Raw genomic sequence first — 16,620 nt, 5'->3', positions numbered from 1 at the left:
ACCCACCCACGGTCAACCCACCCACCCCGCCGGCCCTCACCCACCCAGCCCGTCCGGCGTTTGAGGACGAGCGCGGCAGCGCGATAGCGGGGCAGCGCGATAGCGGGGCAGCGCGATAGCGGGGGTCTGGGGGCGGAGCCCCCAGGGACGGGACGGGTAGGGGCGGCGGGGGCGGAGAAGAGCCCTGGCCCCCCTACGGGAACTCGTACGCCTCCACCTCCGCGAGGTACCGCGCCCGCCGCTCCTCGTCGTGGTCGAGGAAGGACGCCACGAACGAGTTGCGGGCGAGCTCGCGCAACCGGTCGGAGGACAGCCCCAACGCCTCCCGCACAGCAAGGAAGTTGTCCCCGACGTACCCACCGAAGTACGCGGGATCATCGGAGTTGACCGTGCACAACAGCCCCGCGTCGAGCATCGCCGGCAACGGATGCTCCTCCAGAACATCCACGGCCCGAAGCCGCACGTTGGACAGCGGACACAACGTCAACGGCACCCGGTCCCGCACCAGCCGGGCCACCAGCTCAGGATCCTCCAGACACCGCAGCCCGTGATCGATCCGCTCGACCCCGAGCACGTCGAGCGCCTCGGTGATGTAGGAGGGCGGCCCCTCCTCCCCCGCGTGGGCGACCCGCCGCAGCCCGAGCGCGGCAGCGGCCTCGTACACCTCACGGAACTTCACGGGCGGATGCCCGACCTCCGCGGAGTCGAGCCCGACACCGACGATCCGCCCGAGGTACGGCTTCGCGGCCTCCAGCGTCTCCATCGCGGACTCGGCGGACTCGTCCCGCAGGAAGCACATGATCAGCTGGGTGGAGATCCCGTGCACGGCCTCGCTCCGGTCGAGCGCCCGCCCGAGCCCCTCCACGACGGTCCCGATCCCGACGCCCCGGGAGATGTGGGCCTGCGGATCGAAGAAGATCTCCGCGTGCCGCACTCCTTGCTCGGCGGCCCGCGCGAGATACGCGTCGGCGAGGTCCGCGAAGTCGTCCTCGGTCCGCAGCACGGCCATGAGCTCGTAGTAGAGGTTCAGGAACGACTGCAGGTCCGAGAACTGATACGCCTTACGGAGATCGTCGGTGTCCGCGTAGGGCAGCGGGACACCGTTGCGCGCAGCGAGCGCGAAGGCCAGCTCGGGCTCCAGGGTGCCTTCGATGTGCAGGTGCAGTTCGGCTTTCGGGATGGACATCAGGGCATCGTACGGCCGTCTCAGCTGCGCTTCGGTACCGGCACCCGGAGCAGATCGTGCGCCACCGTCAGCTCCCCCTCGAAGCCGGCGGCCCGTGCCTGCCGCTCGAACTCGTCGGGGTCGTCGTACCGCTGGCTGAAGTGCGTGAGCACGAGATGCCGTACGCCCGCGTCCCGGGCCACCGCCCCCGCCTGACCTGCCGTCAGGTGGCCGTGGTCGACGGCGAGTTGCATGTCCCCGTCCAGGAACGTCGACTCGATGACGAGCATGTCGCACCCCTCCGCGAGCGCGTACACCCCGTCGCACAGCCGGGTGTCCATGACGAAGGCGAACCGCTGCCCGCGCCGCAGCTCGCTGACCTCGTCGAGCGACACGTCCCCCAGCGCGCCCTCCCGCTGGATCCGTCCCACGTCCGCCCCCTTGATCCCGTACGAGGCGAGCCGCTCGGGCAGCATCCGCCGCCCGTCGGTCTCGACGAGCCGGTAGCCGTACGACTCGACGGGGTGGGAGAGCTTACGGGCCTCCAGCACGTACGACGCCGTGGACGCGAGGACGCCGTCGGAGTCGACCGGCGCCTCGGTGAGCGGGACCGTCTCGCGGTAGGCGGTCGAGTACCGCAGCCGGTCGTAGAACCGCTGCCCGGAGCGCGGGAAGTGGGCGGTGATCTCGTGCGGCACCCGGTCGAGGTTGATCCGCTGGATCACCCCGGCGAGGCCGAGGGAGTGGTCCCCGTGGAAGTGCGTGACGCAGATCCGGTGGAGGTCGTGGGCGGCGACCCCGGCGCGCAGCATCTGCCGCTGCGTGCCCTCTCCGGGGTCGAAGAGAATGCCCTCGCCGTCCCAGCGCAGCAGATAGCCGTTGTGGTTGCGGTGCCTGGTGGGCACCTGGCTGGCGGTGCCGAGGACCACCAATTCGCGTACGGACATGTCGAGTTACCCGAGTTTCCCGAGAGGCCCTAGCCCGGGGGCCACTGCATGCCGCGGCCGCCCAGCACATGGGCGTGCGCGTGGAAGACGGTCTGCCCCGCGCCGCTGCCGGTGTTGAAGACGACGCGGTAGCTGTCGAGCTTCTCCTCGGCGGCGACCTCACCGGCCTCGCGTACGACGTCGGCGAGGATCTCCGGCTCGGCGACCGCGAGGGAGGCGGCGTCCGGGTGGTGGACCTTCGGGATCACCAGGACGTGGATGGGCGCCTGCGGGTTGATGTCCCGGAAGGCGACGGTCGTTTCGGTCTCACGGACGACGGTCGCCGGGATCTTCCCACCGACGATCTTGCAGAACAGACAGTCGTCCTGCGCTTCCCCTGCCATGCGCGGCTCCTCACGCTGGATGATCGTTGCCCGGGCATGGTACCGAGCCCGTGCCCGTAGGGGGCGTGGGGAACTGCGCGACCAGTCCCCACGCACCCGCATCCGAAGAACCGCACTCCGCCGTCCCCGGGTGCCCTACGAACCCGGCAGCAGCGGAGGCGTCCTCGGCGCGTTCTCCGTGAGCGCCGCGAGCGCGATACGGATCGCCTCGTCGAGCTGTACGTCACGGCCCGCCGCGTGGTCCTGCGGGGCCTGGACCACCTCGACGTCCGGGTCGACCCCGTGGTTCTCCACGCCCCACTCGTAACCCTCAAGCCAGAACGCGTACTTGGGCTGGGTGACGAGCGTCCCGTCGACGAGCCGGTAACGGCTGTCGATCCCGACGACGCCGCCCCACGTACGCGTACCGACGACGGGCCCGATACCGAGGGCCTTGATCGCGGCGTTGACGATGTCGCCGTCGGAGCCGGAGAACTCGTTGGCGACAGCGACGACGGGCCCGCGCGGCGCGTCCTCCGGATAGCTCGTGGGCCGCATGCCACGCGCGAGGTCCCAGCCGACGATGCGCCGGGCGAGTTTCTCGACGACCAGCTGGGAGGTGTGGCCGCCGCGGTTCTCGCGGACATCCACGACGAGGCCCTCGCGGGCGACCTCGATCCGCAGGTCGCGGTGGATCTGGGCCCAGCCGGGCGCCTGCATGTCGGGCACGTGCAGATAGCCGAGCCTGCCGCCGGACTTCTCGTGGACGTAGGCACGCCGGTCGGCCACCCACGCGTGGTAACGCAGCGGTTCCTCGTCCGAGATCGGTACGACGACGGCGTGCCGCGGATCGCCGCCGCCCGCCGGGGAGACGGTGAGCTCGACGGCCTTGCCCGCCGTGCCGACGAGCAGCGGTCCGGGTCCGGTCACCGGGTCGACGGGCCGCCCGGAGACGGCCACGATCGCGTCCCCGGCGCGCACGGCGACTCCGGGCGCGGCGAGCGGCGACTGCGCGTCGGGGTCGGAGGTCTCCGACGGCAGGATGCGGTCGATACGCCACTGTGCCGCGCCCTGCGGGCCGTCCTCGTGACGGGAGATGTCGGCCCCGAGGAGCCCCTGCCGCTCGCCGCCGCCGTATCCGCCGCGCGGCATGACGTAGGCGTGCGAGGTGCCGAGCTCTCCCTGTACCTCCCACAGCAGGTCGACCAGGTCGTCGTGGGTGGCGACCCGTCCGAGCACGGGACGGTACCGGTCCAGTACGCCGTCCCAGTCGGTGCCGCCCAGGTCGGGGCGCCAGAAGTTGTCGCGCATGAGGCGGCCGGTCTCGTCGTACATCTGCCGCCACTCGGCGGCCGGGTCGACGGTCTGGCGGATGCGTGACAGGTCGACGGTGATGTTCGTGTCGCTCTCGTCGTCGAGCGAGGCGCGCCGGTCGCTCGGTACGACCTTGAGCTTGCTGTCGGTCCACAGCAGGATCCGCTTGCCGTCGCCGGTGACCATGAAGCCGTCGGCGTCCGAGGCGAGATGCTCCATGCGCTGCTGGACGAGGTCGTAGCGCTCCAGGTCGGTCTTCGGGTCCGGGTCGTCCGGGGTGGCGCGGGAGGCGCCGAGCACGCCCCGCACGGGGTGCCGCAGCCACAGCAGCCCGTCCTTGGCGGCCCGCAGCCCGGAGTAGCGGGCGGCCTCGACGGGGAACGGCACGATGCGGTCGCCGAGTCCTTCGAGGTCGATGCGCGTTGCCGGGGAGCCCTCGCTGTCGGGTGTCTCGTCCTTGTCGGGCGCCTCGAAGGGCCGGCCGTGCCGCTGCGGCCCGAAGGGCGAGGGGGTGGTCGCGGCGAGGGTGATGAGATGCGGCCGCGAGCCCCCGACGAAGGCCAGGTCGAAGACGTGCTCGTCGTAGACGGGGTCGAAGGACCGAGCGGACAGGAACGCCAGGTGCTTCCCGTCGAGCGTGAACGCGGGCGCGTAGTCCCGGAATCTCAGCGGCGTCGCCTCGGTCACCGACAGGTCCGCGGTGTTGGCGAGCTTGAGCTGGCGCAGCGGGCGCGGGCCGGGGTGCGACCAGGCGAGCCAGGCCGAGTCGGGCGAGAAGGCGAGCCCGGAGACCTCGCCGTCCTCGCTGCGGTCGACCTCCCGGACCTCGCCGGTCTCGCGCTCGACGAGCAGTACGCGTCCGTCGTGCGAGGCGACCGCTGCGCGGCTGCCGTCGGGCGCCACCGCGAGCCCGAGCACCCGCCCGAGCTGTCCGGCGGCGAGCCGACGCGGGGTGGCTCCCGGCGCGACCCCGGTGGCGGGCGCGAACTCAAGCGCGTCATCGCCCTCGGCGTCCGTCACCCACACCACGTGCTCCTCGCCGTCCGCGCGGAAGGTGCGCGGCAGCCGGGCCCGTACGCCCTGTTCGGCGGCGAGCGCGCGGGTCGGGCCGGAGCGGTGGGTGACCCAGTGGACGGCTCCGCGCACGGCGACGGCGCTGCCGCGGCCGGTGTGGTCGGGCGCGGCGGCGCCGAACCAGCGGGCCGCGCTCACGGGATGCGGCTGCAGATCGACGCGCTGTCCGCCGAGCCGGATGTCGAGCCGCCGCGGCTCGGCCCCGTCGAGGTCGTCGAGGATCCACAGCTCACCGGCGGACGCGTACACGACGCGTGTCCCGTCGGTGGAGGCGTGCCGGGCGTAGAACCCGTCAACTGCCGTATGCCGCCGCAGATCCGATTCATCCGCGAGGGAGGAGTACACGGCCCCCACGCCTTCGTGGTCGGAGAGGAAGACGACCCGCTCCCCCACCCACGAGGGGTACTCCAGATTCCCGTCCAGCTCGGCATGCAGCCGTACGAACTCCCCGGCCTCCCCGTCGCCTTCCCGGTCGATCCACAGCTTCCCGGCCGTGCCTCCCCGGTACCGCTTCCACCAGGCGGCCTCACGGCCCATGGGAGCGGACAGCAGGAGCGTGCCGGGGCCGCCCCGGGCCACATCGCCGACAGGCCCGTACGGAAGGGTGGTTGCCGGCCCGCCGTCGAGCGGGACGGCCCGGGCCCAGCTGCGGCGCAGGCTCGCCTGGCCCTGCGTGCTGAGCGCGAGCACCTCGCCCTCCGGGGTCCAGCCGCGCACCTGGGTCTTCCAACTCCCCCAGTACGTAAGGCGTTTGGTGGAACCGCCGTCGACCGGGGCGATATGCACCTCGGGTGCCCCGTCACGGGTGGAGGTCCAGGCGACGGTCGTTCCGTCCGGGGAGATGCGGGGATGGTTCACCGGGACGTTGTCGGCGCTGACCCGCCAGGCGCGGCCGCCGTCGAGCGGAGCGACCCAGACGTCGTCCTCGGCGGTGAAGGCGATCAACTCGCCGTGCAGATGCGGGTACCGGAGATACGGGGCAGATGCGGCGGATGCAGTCTGTGTCACCCGATCACCCTATGCAGCGGTCCTGTCCGCGACCAGAGCTTTCGATCACTTGCCCTGGAAGCAGGAGCAGGTGGGGTGCGGGTACTCGGTGACGGTCCTGGTGACGGTGACGGTCGCCCCGGGCCGATCCGGCGGCGGCGTGGTCTTGTGATCGACGGGCGGTGTCCACGGATTGACGGTGCTCGGTGTACCCGCCCTGCAGTTCCCGAGCACGTCCACCCGGAACCACTCCTTGCCGCCGACCCTGGCGGTCAGATCACCCCGTACGCAGGTCCCGTTGACCTCCTGCGTCACCTTGCCCTTGATGGTGATCTCCCGCCCGTCCTTCTCCTCCCCGACACAGTCGACGGTCGCGACACTCCGCGCGCTCGGCGAGCTTCCGGCCGTCTGTCCCTTGTCCCCGTACGAGGCCGTGCAGCTGAGCCACTGGACGTCGACGCCCTGCTTCTCCAGCTCGCGGGTTCCTGTCTGGTCGGTCGTGATCGCCACGGCGGCGGCGCTGATTCCGTTGCCGGGTTCACACGCGACCGCGCCGAACACGGCCACGACCGCGACGCCGACGGCGACCGGTCCCCGCCGCCCACCCATCCGACCCCGTAAACGCCTCAATGCCCCCATAGACGGCAGCGTGCCACCCCCGAGCAAAGCTCGATAGACCGCAAACAGCCACGATTCCGCCCCCGCCGCCCCTACCCATTCCCGTCCCTTTTCGGGGTCGCCGCCCCCGAACCCCCGCTCCTCAAACGCCGGAGGGGCTGAATACTTCGCGGCCCGGGCCGACACTTCCAGCCCGTCCGGCGTTTGAGGACGAGGCAGTTCAGGCCGATGCGGGGGTCTGGGGGCGGCAGCCCCAGGGACGGGACGGGTAGGGGCGGCGGGGGCGAAGAACTGCTCGTCAGGACCAGCGGCCCGTGCGGGTCAGGAGGAGGGCCGTCGCGGCCGTGCCGGCGGTGGAGGTGCGCAGGACGCTGCGGCCCAGCCGGCAGGCCTTCGCTCCGGCCTGGGTGAAGGCCGCCAACTCCTCGGGGGACACACCGCCTTCGGGGCCCACGACGAGCACGATCCGCCCGGTGGAGGGAAGCTCGGCCGTCGCGAGCGGCTCGCTCCCGTACGCCCGGTCCTCGTGCAACACCACCCCAAGCTCCGCATTGGCGAGAAACGCGGCAACCTGCTTGGTCGTCATCGCGTCCGCGACCTGCGGAAACCGCACCCGCCGCGACTGCTTGCCCGCCTCGCGCGCGGTGGCCCGCCACTTCCCGAGCGCCTTGAGCCCCCGCTCGCCCTTCCACTGCGTGATGCAGCGGGACGCGGCCCAGGGGACGATCTCGTCGACACCGGTCTCCGTCATGGTCTCGACGGCGAGTTCACCGCGGTCGCCCTTGGGGAGGGCCTGGACGACGGTGATACGGGGAGCCGGCTCGGGCTCCTCACGGACCTCTGCGATGTCCGTCACCACGAGCCGGTCCTTGCCCTCGGCCGCCTTGACGACGCCCTCGGCCCAGCGCCCGTGCCCGTCGGTGAGGACGACGTCCTCGCCCGCCCGCAGCCGCTTCACGGACACGGCGTGCCGCCCCTCGGGGCCGTCGAGGACGAACTCGGGCCCGCCCGGGACCACGTCCACCACGAACACCGGGGCGGTCAACGGACCGAACCCCCGCCCGAGTGGGACGACAACGCTGTCTTGGCGGAGGCGAGTTCGGCCGCGAGCACCTCGACCAGCTGCCCGGCGGGCAGCTCGCGCGCGAGCCGGTGGCCCTGTCCCGCCCACAGCGCCATCCCCTGCGCGTCCCCCGCCTTGGCCGCCGCCTTGCGCAGGGGGGAGGTGAGGTGGTGGACCTCGGGGTAGGCGGCGGGCGCGTACGGCCCGTGCTCGCGCATGAAGCGGTTCATCAGACCCCGCGCGGGCCTGCCGGAGAAGGCCCGCGTCAACTCCGTACGTACGAAGAGGGGGTTGGTCAGCGCCTGCTTGTGCACGGCGTTGGCGCCGGACTCGGGGGTGGCGAGGAACGCCGTGCCGAGCTGGGCGGCGCTCGCGCCCGCGGCGAGCGCGGCGGCGATCTGGCTGCCGCGCATGATGCCGCCGGCCGCGACGATCGGGATCTGCACGGTCTCGCGGACCTGCGCGATCAGCGAGAGCAGTCCGATGCCGGAGCCGTCGGTCTCCGGGTTGTCGCGGTGGGTGCCCTGGTGGCCGCCGGCCTCGACTCCCTGCACGATCACCGCGTCGGCGCCCGCCCACTGCACGGCCTGCGCCTCCTCGGCGGTGGTCGCCGTGACCAGGGTCAGTGTGCCTGCCCGGCCCAGGGAGTCCAGGACGTCCCGGGTGGGGCAGCCGAAGTGGAAGGAGACGACCGGCACGGGGTTGTCGAGGAGTACGGCGAGTTTGGCGTCGTATCCGTCGTCGCGTCCGCTGTCGGGGTCGCCCAGTTCGGTCTCGTACCAGGAGGCCTCGCCGGCGAGCTGGTGGGCGTAGACCTCGACGGCGGCCGGGTCGGCGTACTCCGGCTGCGGCATGAACAGGTTCACGCCGAACGGGCGGCTCGTGGCGCCCCGCAACTGCTTGATCTCCTGGTACATGCCGTCGGCCGTTTTGTACCCGGCGGCGAGAAAACCGAGCCCGCCGGCTTCGGACACGGCCGCTGCGAGCTGCGGCACGGAGACGCCGCCCGCCATGGGGGCCTGCACGATCGGGAGTGGGAAGAGATCGGTCAGCGCGGAGGACATGACGGCATGTTGTCACGTCCTCCGTACAAGTCCGAATCCGGCCTTCCCCCGGGCATAAGCCACGGGAATCGACCCGCGGGAGGGTTCTTCGCCCCGCCGCCCCTGCCCTCCCCCACTCTCGGCTTCGCTCGAGCGGGGGGACCCCCATCGTCCCTTTCGGGGGCCGGCCCCCGAACCCCCGCTCCTCGAACGCCGGAGGGGCTGAAACACCCAGCCCGTCCGGCATTTGAGGACGAGGCCGTTCAGGCCGAAGAGCCCTCAGCGACCGTTGAACGCGTCCTTCAGCCTGGAGAACAGCCCCTGCTGCCCGGGTTGAAACTGACCCGTGGGCCGCTCCTCCCCCCGAAGCTGCGCGAGCTCGCGCAGCAGCCGTTCCTGCTCGGGATCGAGCTTGGTCGGCGTCATGACCTCGACATGCACGATGAGATCACCACGGCCGCCACCGCGAAGGTGGGTGATACCGCGCCCGTGCAACGGAACCGACTGCCCGGACTGGGTCCCCGGACGGATGTCGATCTCCTCCATCCCGTCGAGCGTCTCCAGCGGAACCTTCGTCCCGAGAGACGCCGCGGTCATCGGGATGGTGACCGTGCAGTGCAGGTCGTCACCGCGCCGCTGGAAGGTGGAGTGCGCGACCTCGTGGATCTCCACGTAGAGGTCACCGGCGGGACCGCCACCGGGCCCGACCTCGCCCTCGCCCGCGAGCTGGATCCGCGTGCCGTTGTCGACACCGGCGGGAATCTTCACGGTCAGGGTCCGACGCGAGCGGACCCGCCCGTCACCGGCGCACTCGGGGCACGGCGTCGGAACGACCGTCCCGAACCCCTGGCACTGCGGACACGGCCTGGACGTCATGACCTGGCCCAGGAAGGACCGCGTGACCTGGGACACCTCACCGCGCCCGCGGCACATGTCACAGGTCTGCGCGGAGGTGCCGGGCGCCGCGCCCTCGCCACTGCACGTCGTACACACGACGGCCGTGTCGACCTGGATGTCCTTCGTCGTGCCGAAGGCCGCCTCGTCGAGGTCGATCTCCAGCCGGATCATCGCGTCCTGGCCGCGCCGCGTGCGCGACCGCGGGCCCCGCTGCGACGCCGTACCGAAGAAGGCGTCCATGATGTCCGAGAAGTTCCCGAACCCGCCGGCGCCGAAGCCGCCCGCGCCCTGGCCGCCCGCCTGGGACAGCGGGTCACCGCCGAGGTCGTAGACCTGCTTCTTCTGCGGGTCCGACAACACCTCGTACGCGGCGTTGATCTCCTTGAAGCGCTCTTGCGTCTTCGGATCGGGATTGACGTCCGGATGCAGCTCGCGTGCGAGCCGCCGGAATGCCTTCTTGATCTCGTCCTGGGACGCGTCGCGGCGCACGCCGAGTACGGCGTAGTAGTCCGTGGCCACTTACGACTCCGCCAGGATCTGTCCTACGTACCGTGCCACCGCTCGTACCGCTCCCATCGTTCCGGGGTAATCCATGCGCGTCGGTCCGACCACGCCAAGTTTTGCTACTGCCTCGCCGCCCGAACCGTAGCCGACCGAGACGACGGACGTGGAGTTGAGTCCCTCATGGGCGTTCTCGTGACCGATCCGTACGGCCATGCCCGAATCATTGACCTCACCAAGGAGTTTGAGGAGAACGACCTGCTCCTCAAGGGCCTCCAGAACCGGACGGATAGTGAGGGGAAAGTCATGTCCGAAGCGGGTGAGATTGGCGGTGCCGCCGATCATCAGCCGCTCCTCGGTCTCCTCGACGAGGGTCTCCAGGAGAGTGGAGAGCACCGTCGCGACCGTACCCCGATCCTCCGCCTCGAAAGCGTCGGGGAGATCCTGCACCAGTTGCGGGACGTCCGCGAAACGGCGGCCCGCGATCCGGCTGTTGAGCCGCGCGCGTAGATCTGCCGTGGAGGCCTCCCCGAAGGGCGCCGGGCAGTCCACCATGCGCTGCTCGACCCGGCCGGTGTCCGTGATCAGTACCAGCATGACGCGGGCCGAGGCCAGCGACAGCAGCTCCACATGACGCACGGTCGAGCGCGTCAGGGACGGGTACTGCACGACGGCGACCTGCCGGGTGAGCTGCGCGAGGAGCCGGACGGTCCGCCCCACGACGTCGTCGAGATCGACGGCGCCGTCGAGGAAACTGTGGATCGCCCGCCGCTCCGGCGCGGTCATCGGCTTGACGCCCGCGAGCTTGTCGACGAAGAGGCGGTAGCCCTTGTCCGTGGGGATGCGGCCTGCGCTGGTGTGCGGCTGGGCGATGTAGCCCTCGTCCTCGAGCACGGCCATGTCGTTACGGACGGTCGCCGGGGAGACGCCCAGCCGGTGGCGCTCCGTGAGCGCCTTGGAACCGACCGGCTCCTCGGTGCCCACGTAGTCCTGGACGATGGCGCGCAGCACCTCGAGCCTGCGTTCACTGAGCATCGCGCACACCTCCAGCTGGTCTTCCCCGCGGTCTTCGATGCGGTCCTCGATCATCCTCGATCGTCTTGCCTGGCACTCAGCGTGCGCGAGTGCCAGCATCCCCGCGCCAAGTGTACGGCCGGTAGGTGCGGCCCGGGCAAGGGTGGCCCTGCGACGTCACGACGACGTGTACGGGGCTGTCCCGCTCTGTCCCGACTGCTGTCCACCGCTGTCTGCGCACTTCATCGGGCGTAGGGCTAGCGTCGGCGTATGAGGGTGACTTGGGAAGAGGCCGGGTGGGAGGAACTGGGTCCGCGTGTGGGACGCTGCCGGCTTCCGGTGTGGGACTGCACGGCCGGGCTCGTGGTGGGCGAGGGTGCGGCGCTCATGATCGACGCGGGGTCGGGGCTGCGGGAGGGCGCGCGGCTGCGTACGGAGGCGCGGCGGTTGCTCGGGGGCGGGCGGGTCACCCATCTCGCGCTCACCCACCCGCACTTCGACCACGCCTTCGGCGCGGCGGCGTTCGCGGGGGTCGAGATCTTCGGGGCGGTGGGCCTTGAGCGGGTGCTGGTCGACGAACGGGACGCCTTGCGGGCGGATGCCGTACGCAACGGCGCCGATCCTGGCGAGGCGGCCGAGGCGGCGGACCTGCTCGTCCGCCCCCGGCATCTCGTCTCCGGCGAGTGGACGCTCGACCTGGGCGGCGGCGTACAGGTCCTGCTGGCGAACGTGGGACCCGGCCACACGGCCCACGACCTGGCGATTCTCGTCCGCGGCGACCTGGGAGACCCCGGCGGCCCCAGCAGTCCCAGCGGCCCCGGGACGGGCTCGCCGGAGATCGTCTTCTGCGGTGACCTCGTCGAGGAGTCCGGCGAACCCCAGGCGGGCCCCGACGCCGTCCCCTCCCGCTGGCCCGCGGCCCTGGACCGGCTGCTGGCCCTCGGGGGCGAGGACGCGGTGTACGTGCCCGGTCACGGGGCGGCGGTCGACGCCGGGTTCGTACGGGCCCAACGGGACGCGCTGGCACGGCGTTTCGGCGTGCCGTAGGGAGTTCGTGGGGCCTGCCGCAGGAAACTCGTGCGCCTGGCGCAGGAGGCTCGTCGGCGTCTCCTGGGAGGGTTGTCGGCGTGTCGCAGGGGGGCTCGGTGCGCCGGACGGGGACCTTCTCCTATCGTCATCCGAATGCGCCAGTACTCAGCGGACCTGACCCCTCCGTGGAAGAAGCCCAAGCCCGTGCCCGAGGTGGCGGCGGAGCCGGGGCTCGTGGTCGAGGAGCCCGGGACCGGGTTCTGCGGTGCCGTGATCCGCTGCGAGGCCGGGACGGTCACGCTGGAGGACCGCTTCGGCAAGCACCGGGTGTTTCCGCTGGAGCCGCGTGGGTTCCTCCTGGAGGGGCGCGTGGTGACGCTGGTGCGCCCGTCGTCCGCACCCGTACGCCCCACTCGTACGGCTTCCGGGTCGGTTGCCGTGCCCGGGGCCCGGGCACGGGTCGCCCGGGCGGGGCGTATCTACGTCGAGGGGCGTCACGACGCGGAACTGGTCGAACGGGTCTGGGGTGACGACCTCCGGATCGAGGGTGTCGTCGTCGAGTACCTGGAGGGCATCGACGACCTGCCCGCCGTCGTCGAGGAGTTCGGTCCCGGGGCGGACGCGCGGCTGGGGGTGCTGGTCGACCATCTCGTGCCCGGCACGAAGGAGTCGCGGATCGCGGAGGCCGTGACGAGCGAGTACGCGCTTGTCGTGGGGCATCCGTACATCGACGTCTGGGAGGCCGTGAAACCGGCGGCCGTCGGCATCCCGGCGTGGCCGCGCGTGCCGCGCGGGCAGGACTGGAAGACGGGGGTCTGCCGGGCCCTGGGCTGGCCCGAGAACACGGGCGCCGCCTGGCAGCGCATCCTCGGCTCGGTCCACTCCTACCGTGACCTGGAGCCGGAGCTGCTGGGCCGCGTGGAGGAACTGATCGACTTCGTCACGGCACCGGAGTGAGCGCGGCGGCCAGAGGGCTTTTCTCGCCCCCGCCGCCCCTACCCATTCCCGTCACTACTCGGGGGCTCCGCCCCCGAACCCCCGCTGCGCAGTTCCCCGCGCCCCTTTCAGGGGCGCGGGGAACTGCGCGACCAGCCACAGCCGGCCCGCACCCGAAATCACAACGCCACGGGGCCTGGGGCGGAGCCCCAGGGGACGGGAACGGGTAGGGGCGGCGGGGGCGAGGAAAAGGCCCTCAGTCCACCAGGTCGCGTACCACCGCGTCCGCGAGCAGCCGCCCCCGCAGGGTGAGCACCGCGCTCCCGGCCTCGTACGGCCCAGGCTGAAGGAGACCGTCCGCGAGGGCCCGACGAGACGCCGCAAGGCCGTCCGCGTGGAGCAGCGCCAGCGGAACCCCCTCAAGGAGTCGCAGCTCCAGCAGGATCCGCTCCACCCGCCGGTCCTCCTCCGACAGGAGTTCCCGCCCCGCCCCGGGCGACCGCCCCGCCGCCAGGGCCCCCGCGTACGCCCCCGGATGCTTTACGTTCCACCAGCGAACACCGCCCACATGGGAGTGCGCCCCGGGCCCCGCCCCCCACCAGTCGGCCCCCCGCCAGTACAGCTCGTTGTGAAGGCAGCGCCCGGCGTCGGACGTGGCCCAGTTGGAGACCTCGTACCAGGAGAAGCCCGCCGCGGAGAGGCGGTCCTCCGCGATGAGGTACCGGTCCGCGTGCACGTCGTCGTCGGTCATGGGCACCTCCCCGCGCCGGATGCGGCGCGCGAGCTGTGTCCCCTCCTCGACGATCAGGGCGTACGCCGACACGTGGTCGGGCCCGGCACCGATCGCCGCGTCGAGCGAGGCCCGCCAGTCGTCGTCGCTCTCACCGGGTGTGCCGTAGATGAGGTCGAGGTTGACGTGGTCGAACCCGGCCGCGCGGGCCTCGGCGACACAGGCCTCGGGCCGGCCGGGCGTGTGCGTACGGTCCAGGACCTTGAGCACGTGCTGCCGCGCGCTCTGCATGCCGAACGAGACGCGGTTGAACCCGCCCTCCCGGAGCGCGGCCAGATACGCCGGGTCCACCGACTCCGGGTTCGCCTCCGTGGTGATCTCCGCATCCGCCGCGAGCCCGAACTCGTCCCGGATCGCCCCCAGCATCCGTACGAGATCGTCGGCGGGCAGCAGTGTGGGCGTACCGCCGCCGACGAAGACCGTGCGGACGGGCCGCGGGTCGTCGCCGAGGACCTTGCGGGCCAGGCGGATCTCGTCGATCAGGGTCGAGGCGTAGTTGTCGCGGGAGGCGAGCACGCCCCCCGAGCCGCGCAGCTCCGTCGCCGTGTACGTGTTGAAGTCGCAGTAGCCGCAGCGCGTCGCGCAGTACGGGACGTGGAGGTAGAACCCGAGCGGACGGTCGGCCGCGCCGGCCAGGGCGTGCGCGGGCAGCACCCCGTCGTCGGGGACGGGCTCGCCGTCGGGAAGTGCGGAAGGCATGTACTCCATTGTCCAGCACCTTCGGCACTCCCCGCCCGGACCCCTCTGGACCGCCTACTCCGCCTGCAGCACCAGCAGCGCCAGGTCGTCCTCCGGCGGCTTGCCGCCGAACTCGTGCACGAGCCGGCGGATCCGCTCGGCGATCAGCTCGGCGCTCAGGCCGGCGCACCCGGCGAGCGCGGCGGCGAGGCCGTCGTCGTCGTCGAACTGCAGGTGCCCGCTGCGGCGCTCGGTCACGCCGTCCGTGACGCACAGGAGGCTGTCGCCGGGACGCAGCTCGAAGGTTCCGCAGAGGTAGCTGGCGTCCTCGAAGACGCCGAGGAGGGTCTGCGGCTGGGCCACCTCGCCGACCGCCCCGGACGGTTGCAGGAGCAACGGCAGCGGATGCCCGGCGGAGGCGACCGTGCAGTGCACTCCGCCGTCGAAGGGCACCAGCTCGCCGTAGAGGAGGGAGAGGAAGCGGGTCTGCGGCCCCTCGTCCGCGAGCCCGGTGCCGCCCGCGGACACCAGGGCCCGGGCGGCCGCGTCGGCGGCCTCGGTCGCGTCGTCGAGGAGCAGCTGGTTGAGGCGGTCGAGGACGTCGGGCACCTCGTACCCCTCCCGGGCGAGGAGCCGGAGCCACGGCCGGGCGAGACCGATCACCACGGCCGCCTCGGGCCCTTTGCCCTGTACGTCGCCGAGGGCGAAGCACCAGCGGCCGTCCCCGGCGGGGAAGAGATCGTAGAAGTCCCCGCTGGGTCCGCCCTTGTCGCACGGCTCGTAGACGAGCGCGCTGCGTACGCCGGGGATCTCGGCGACCGCCCCGGGCAGCAGCCCGCGCTGCAGTACGCGGCTGATGGTGGCCTGGCGCGCGTACTGCCGGGCCGCGCCGATGGCGAGCGCGACCCGGCGGCTGAGGTCCTCGACGAGCCCGGTGATCTCGTCGGGGAAGCGGGTCTGCCCGGCCCGGCCGATGACCAGCGTGCCGAGCGGTCTGCCGCCCGCGATCAGCCGGAACGCGAGTGCCGATCCGCCGGTCGCCCGTGCTCCCAGCGCCTCGGCGGGCCACGGTACGGGCACGGGGCCCGCGCGGTCCGACTCGGGCGGTTCGGGCGGGTCCTTCTCCAGGAGCCGGCGCAGTTCCTCGATGCGGTTCTCGCTGCCGTGCCAGACGCGGGCGAGCCGTGGCCCGCCGACGACACCCCCGTCGGAGCGGCCCGGGGCCTCGTCCTCCAGCCACACCGCGCACCAGTCGGCGAGCCGCGGTACGAGCAGCTGCCCGGTGAGCGCGGCGACCAGGTCCTCGTCGAGCTGTCCGGCGAGCAGGTCGGAGGCCTCGGCGAGGAAGGAGAGGACGCCGCGGCTGCGCCAGTCCTGGTCCTGCATGCCGCGCCGGGGTGCGGGGGCGAGGATCTCGGCGGCCCGCTGCCCGCGCCGCAGCGCGTGTTCGCCGTCGTACGCCTCGGCCTCCTCCTCGACGGCCGCGGTCCCGTCGACGGGCAGGCGTGCCCACACGGTCTTGACGCCGGTGCGGTAGGTGATGCCCCAGGCGTCGGAGAGCGCGGAGACCAGGTGCAGGCCCCGCCCGTACTCGACGGTGTCGTACGGCTGCTCGGCCCCGTCTTCACGCACGACGCGCGCGGGGTGGTGGTCGGAGACCTCTATGACGAGGACGCCTGAATCGGGGCCGGGCCCTGGCTTGGAGCCACTGCCCGAGCCGTCGCCCGTGTCGTTGCCCGGGCCATCGCGCGAGCTGTCGTGCGAGGCGGCCGACCGTACGGCCCCCGAGTCCGCCGCGGCGGCCGCCGGGCAGTCCTCCGAGCAACGGCCGAGCCGGCACAGCAGCTCCACGTCCGTGCCGGCGTGCACCACCGCGTTCGTGACGAGTTCGCTGACCACCACCATGGCGTCGGCGACGAGCAGGTCGGTGATGAACTCGGTGCCGGGCAGGGCGAGTTCGGTCCACTCGGCGAGCGCGGTGCGGACGAACCGACGGGCGGCACCCGGCGCGAAGGGGTTGCCCGGTAAGGACGTGCGTGCCACCGCCCGCGGGCGCACTGGCGCCTCAGGAGCACGGGACATGGACTCCCGTTGCGTCGGTATGGGCCCCACTGTGCGGCTCCCTGAGCAGTTCGGACGATACGCCTCAGACGATGCGGACAGAGTGACAGACTGACCACGCCCATAAGCGCCGAGTTACCG

At 72.1% G+C, this 16,620-nt stretch carries 13 protein-coding genes; 2 read left to right on the top strand and 11 right to left on the bottom strand.

Annotated features, from left to right (window positions below; translation table 11 throughout):
* Positions 1-193: 193 nt before the first annotated feature.
* The 9 genes from OG718_RS36035 to hrcA all read right to left on the bottom strand — a co-directional run bounded on the left by OG718_RS36035 (position 194) and on the right by hrcA (position 11,006).
* A complete protein-coding gene (locus tag OG718_RS36035) occupies positions 194-1,186 on the bottom strand; it encodes an adenosine deaminase (RefSeq protein ID WP_143632041.1) in 993 nt (330 codons plus the stop codon).
* A gap of 20 nt (positions 1,187-1,206) precedes the next feature.
* Positions 1,207-2,112 carry a ribonuclease Z gene (locus OG718_RS36030; protein ID WP_328846173.1) on the bottom strand — a complete coding sequence of 302 codons (906 nt, stop codon included), beginning with the start codon at positions 2,110-2,112 and terminating at the stop codon, positions 1,207-1,209.
* A 29-nt stretch (positions 2,113-2,141) separates the two neighbouring features.
* Positions 2,142-2,495: a histidine triad nucleotide-binding protein gene (locus tag OG718_RS36025; protein ID WP_143632045.1), complete on the bottom strand. Its 354-nt coding sequence runs from the start codon at positions 2,493-2,495 to the stop codon at positions 2,142-2,144.
* Between the two features lie 135 nt (positions 2,496-2,630).
* Positions 2,631-5,870, bottom strand: a complete 3,240-nt coding sequence (locus tag OG718_RS36020) for a S41 family peptidase (protein ID WP_328846172.1) — start codon at positions 5,868-5,870, stop codon at positions 2,631-2,633.
* Between the two features lie 45 nt (positions 5,871-5,915).
* Positions 5,916-6,458 carry a hypothetical protein gene (locus OG718_RS36015; protein WP_306940184.1) on the bottom strand — a complete coding sequence of 181 codons (543 nt, stop codon included), beginning with the start codon at positions 6,456-6,458 and terminating at the stop codon, positions 5,916-5,918.
* 307 nt (positions 6,459-6,765) lie between these two features.
* On the bottom strand, positions 6,766-7,512 hold the full coding sequence (locus OG718_RS36010) for a 16S rRNA (uracil(1498)-N(3))-methyltransferase (protein WP_143632051.1): 747 nt from the start codon (positions 7,510-7,512) through the stop codon (positions 6,766-6,768).
* Positions 7,509-8,594, bottom strand: a complete 1,086-nt coding sequence (locus OG718_RS36005) for a nitronate monooxygenase (protein WP_328846171.1) — start codon at positions 8,592-8,594, stop codon at positions 7,509-7,511. The genes OG718_RS36010 and OG718_RS36005 overlap by 4 nt, the downstream gene beginning before the upstream one ends.
* 258 nt (positions 8,595-8,852) lie before the next feature.
* The gene (dnaJ, locus tag OG718_RS36000) at positions 8,853-9,989 is read right to left on the bottom strand and encodes a molecular chaperone DnaJ (RefSeq protein WP_143632055.1); all 1,137 of its coding nucleotides are present in this window, start codon (positions 9,987-9,989) and stop codon (positions 8,853-8,855) included.
* The gene (hrcA, locus tag OG718_RS35995) at positions 9,990-11,006 is read right to left on the bottom strand and encodes a heat-inducible transcriptional repressor HrcA (protein ID WP_143632883.1); all 1,017 of its coding nucleotides are present in this window, start codon (positions 11,004-11,006) and stop codon (positions 9,990-9,992) included.
* Positions 11,007-11,255: 249 nt separating this feature from the next.
* Between hrcA and OG718_RS35990 the strand changes: the two genes are divergently transcribed.
* Complete coding sequence (locus tag OG718_RS35990) at positions 11,256-12,032, top strand: MBL fold metallo-hydrolase (RefSeq protein ID WP_328846170.1); 777 nt, start codon at positions 11,256-11,258, stop codon at positions 12,030-12,032.
* 135 nt (positions 12,033-12,167) lie between these two features.
* Positions 12,168-12,971, top strand: a complete 804-nt coding sequence (locus OG718_RS35985) for a DUF3097 domain-containing protein (RefSeq protein WP_143632059.1) — start codon at positions 12,168-12,170, stop codon at positions 12,969-12,971.
* Positions 12,972-13,206: 235 nt separating this feature from the next.
* Here OG718_RS35985 and hemW read toward each other — a convergent pair whose 3' ends face one another.
* On the bottom strand, positions 13,207-14,439 hold the full coding sequence (gene hemW, locus OG718_RS35980) for a radical SAM family heme chaperone HemW (protein WP_328846169.1): 1,233 nt from the start codon (positions 14,437-14,439) through the stop codon (positions 13,207-13,209).
* Positions 14,440-14,493: 54 nt separating this feature from the next.
* Positions 14,494-16,500 (bottom strand): ATP-binding SpoIIE family protein phosphatase, encoded by a 2,007-nt coding sequence (locus OG718_RS35975; RefSeq protein ID WP_260694829.1) that lies wholly within the window; start codon positions 16,498-16,500, stop codon positions 14,494-14,496.
* Between the last annotated feature and the right edge of the window lie 120 nt (positions 16,501-16,620).

Source organism: Streptomyces sp. NBC_00258 (assembly GCF_036182465.1).
Taxonomy (GTDB): domain Bacteria; phylum Actinomycetota; class Actinomycetes; order Streptomycetales; family Streptomycetaceae; genus Streptomyces.
The sequence above is the reverse complement of the archived record's forward strand: the minus strand, read 5'-3'. Positions and strand labels throughout refer to the sequence as shown.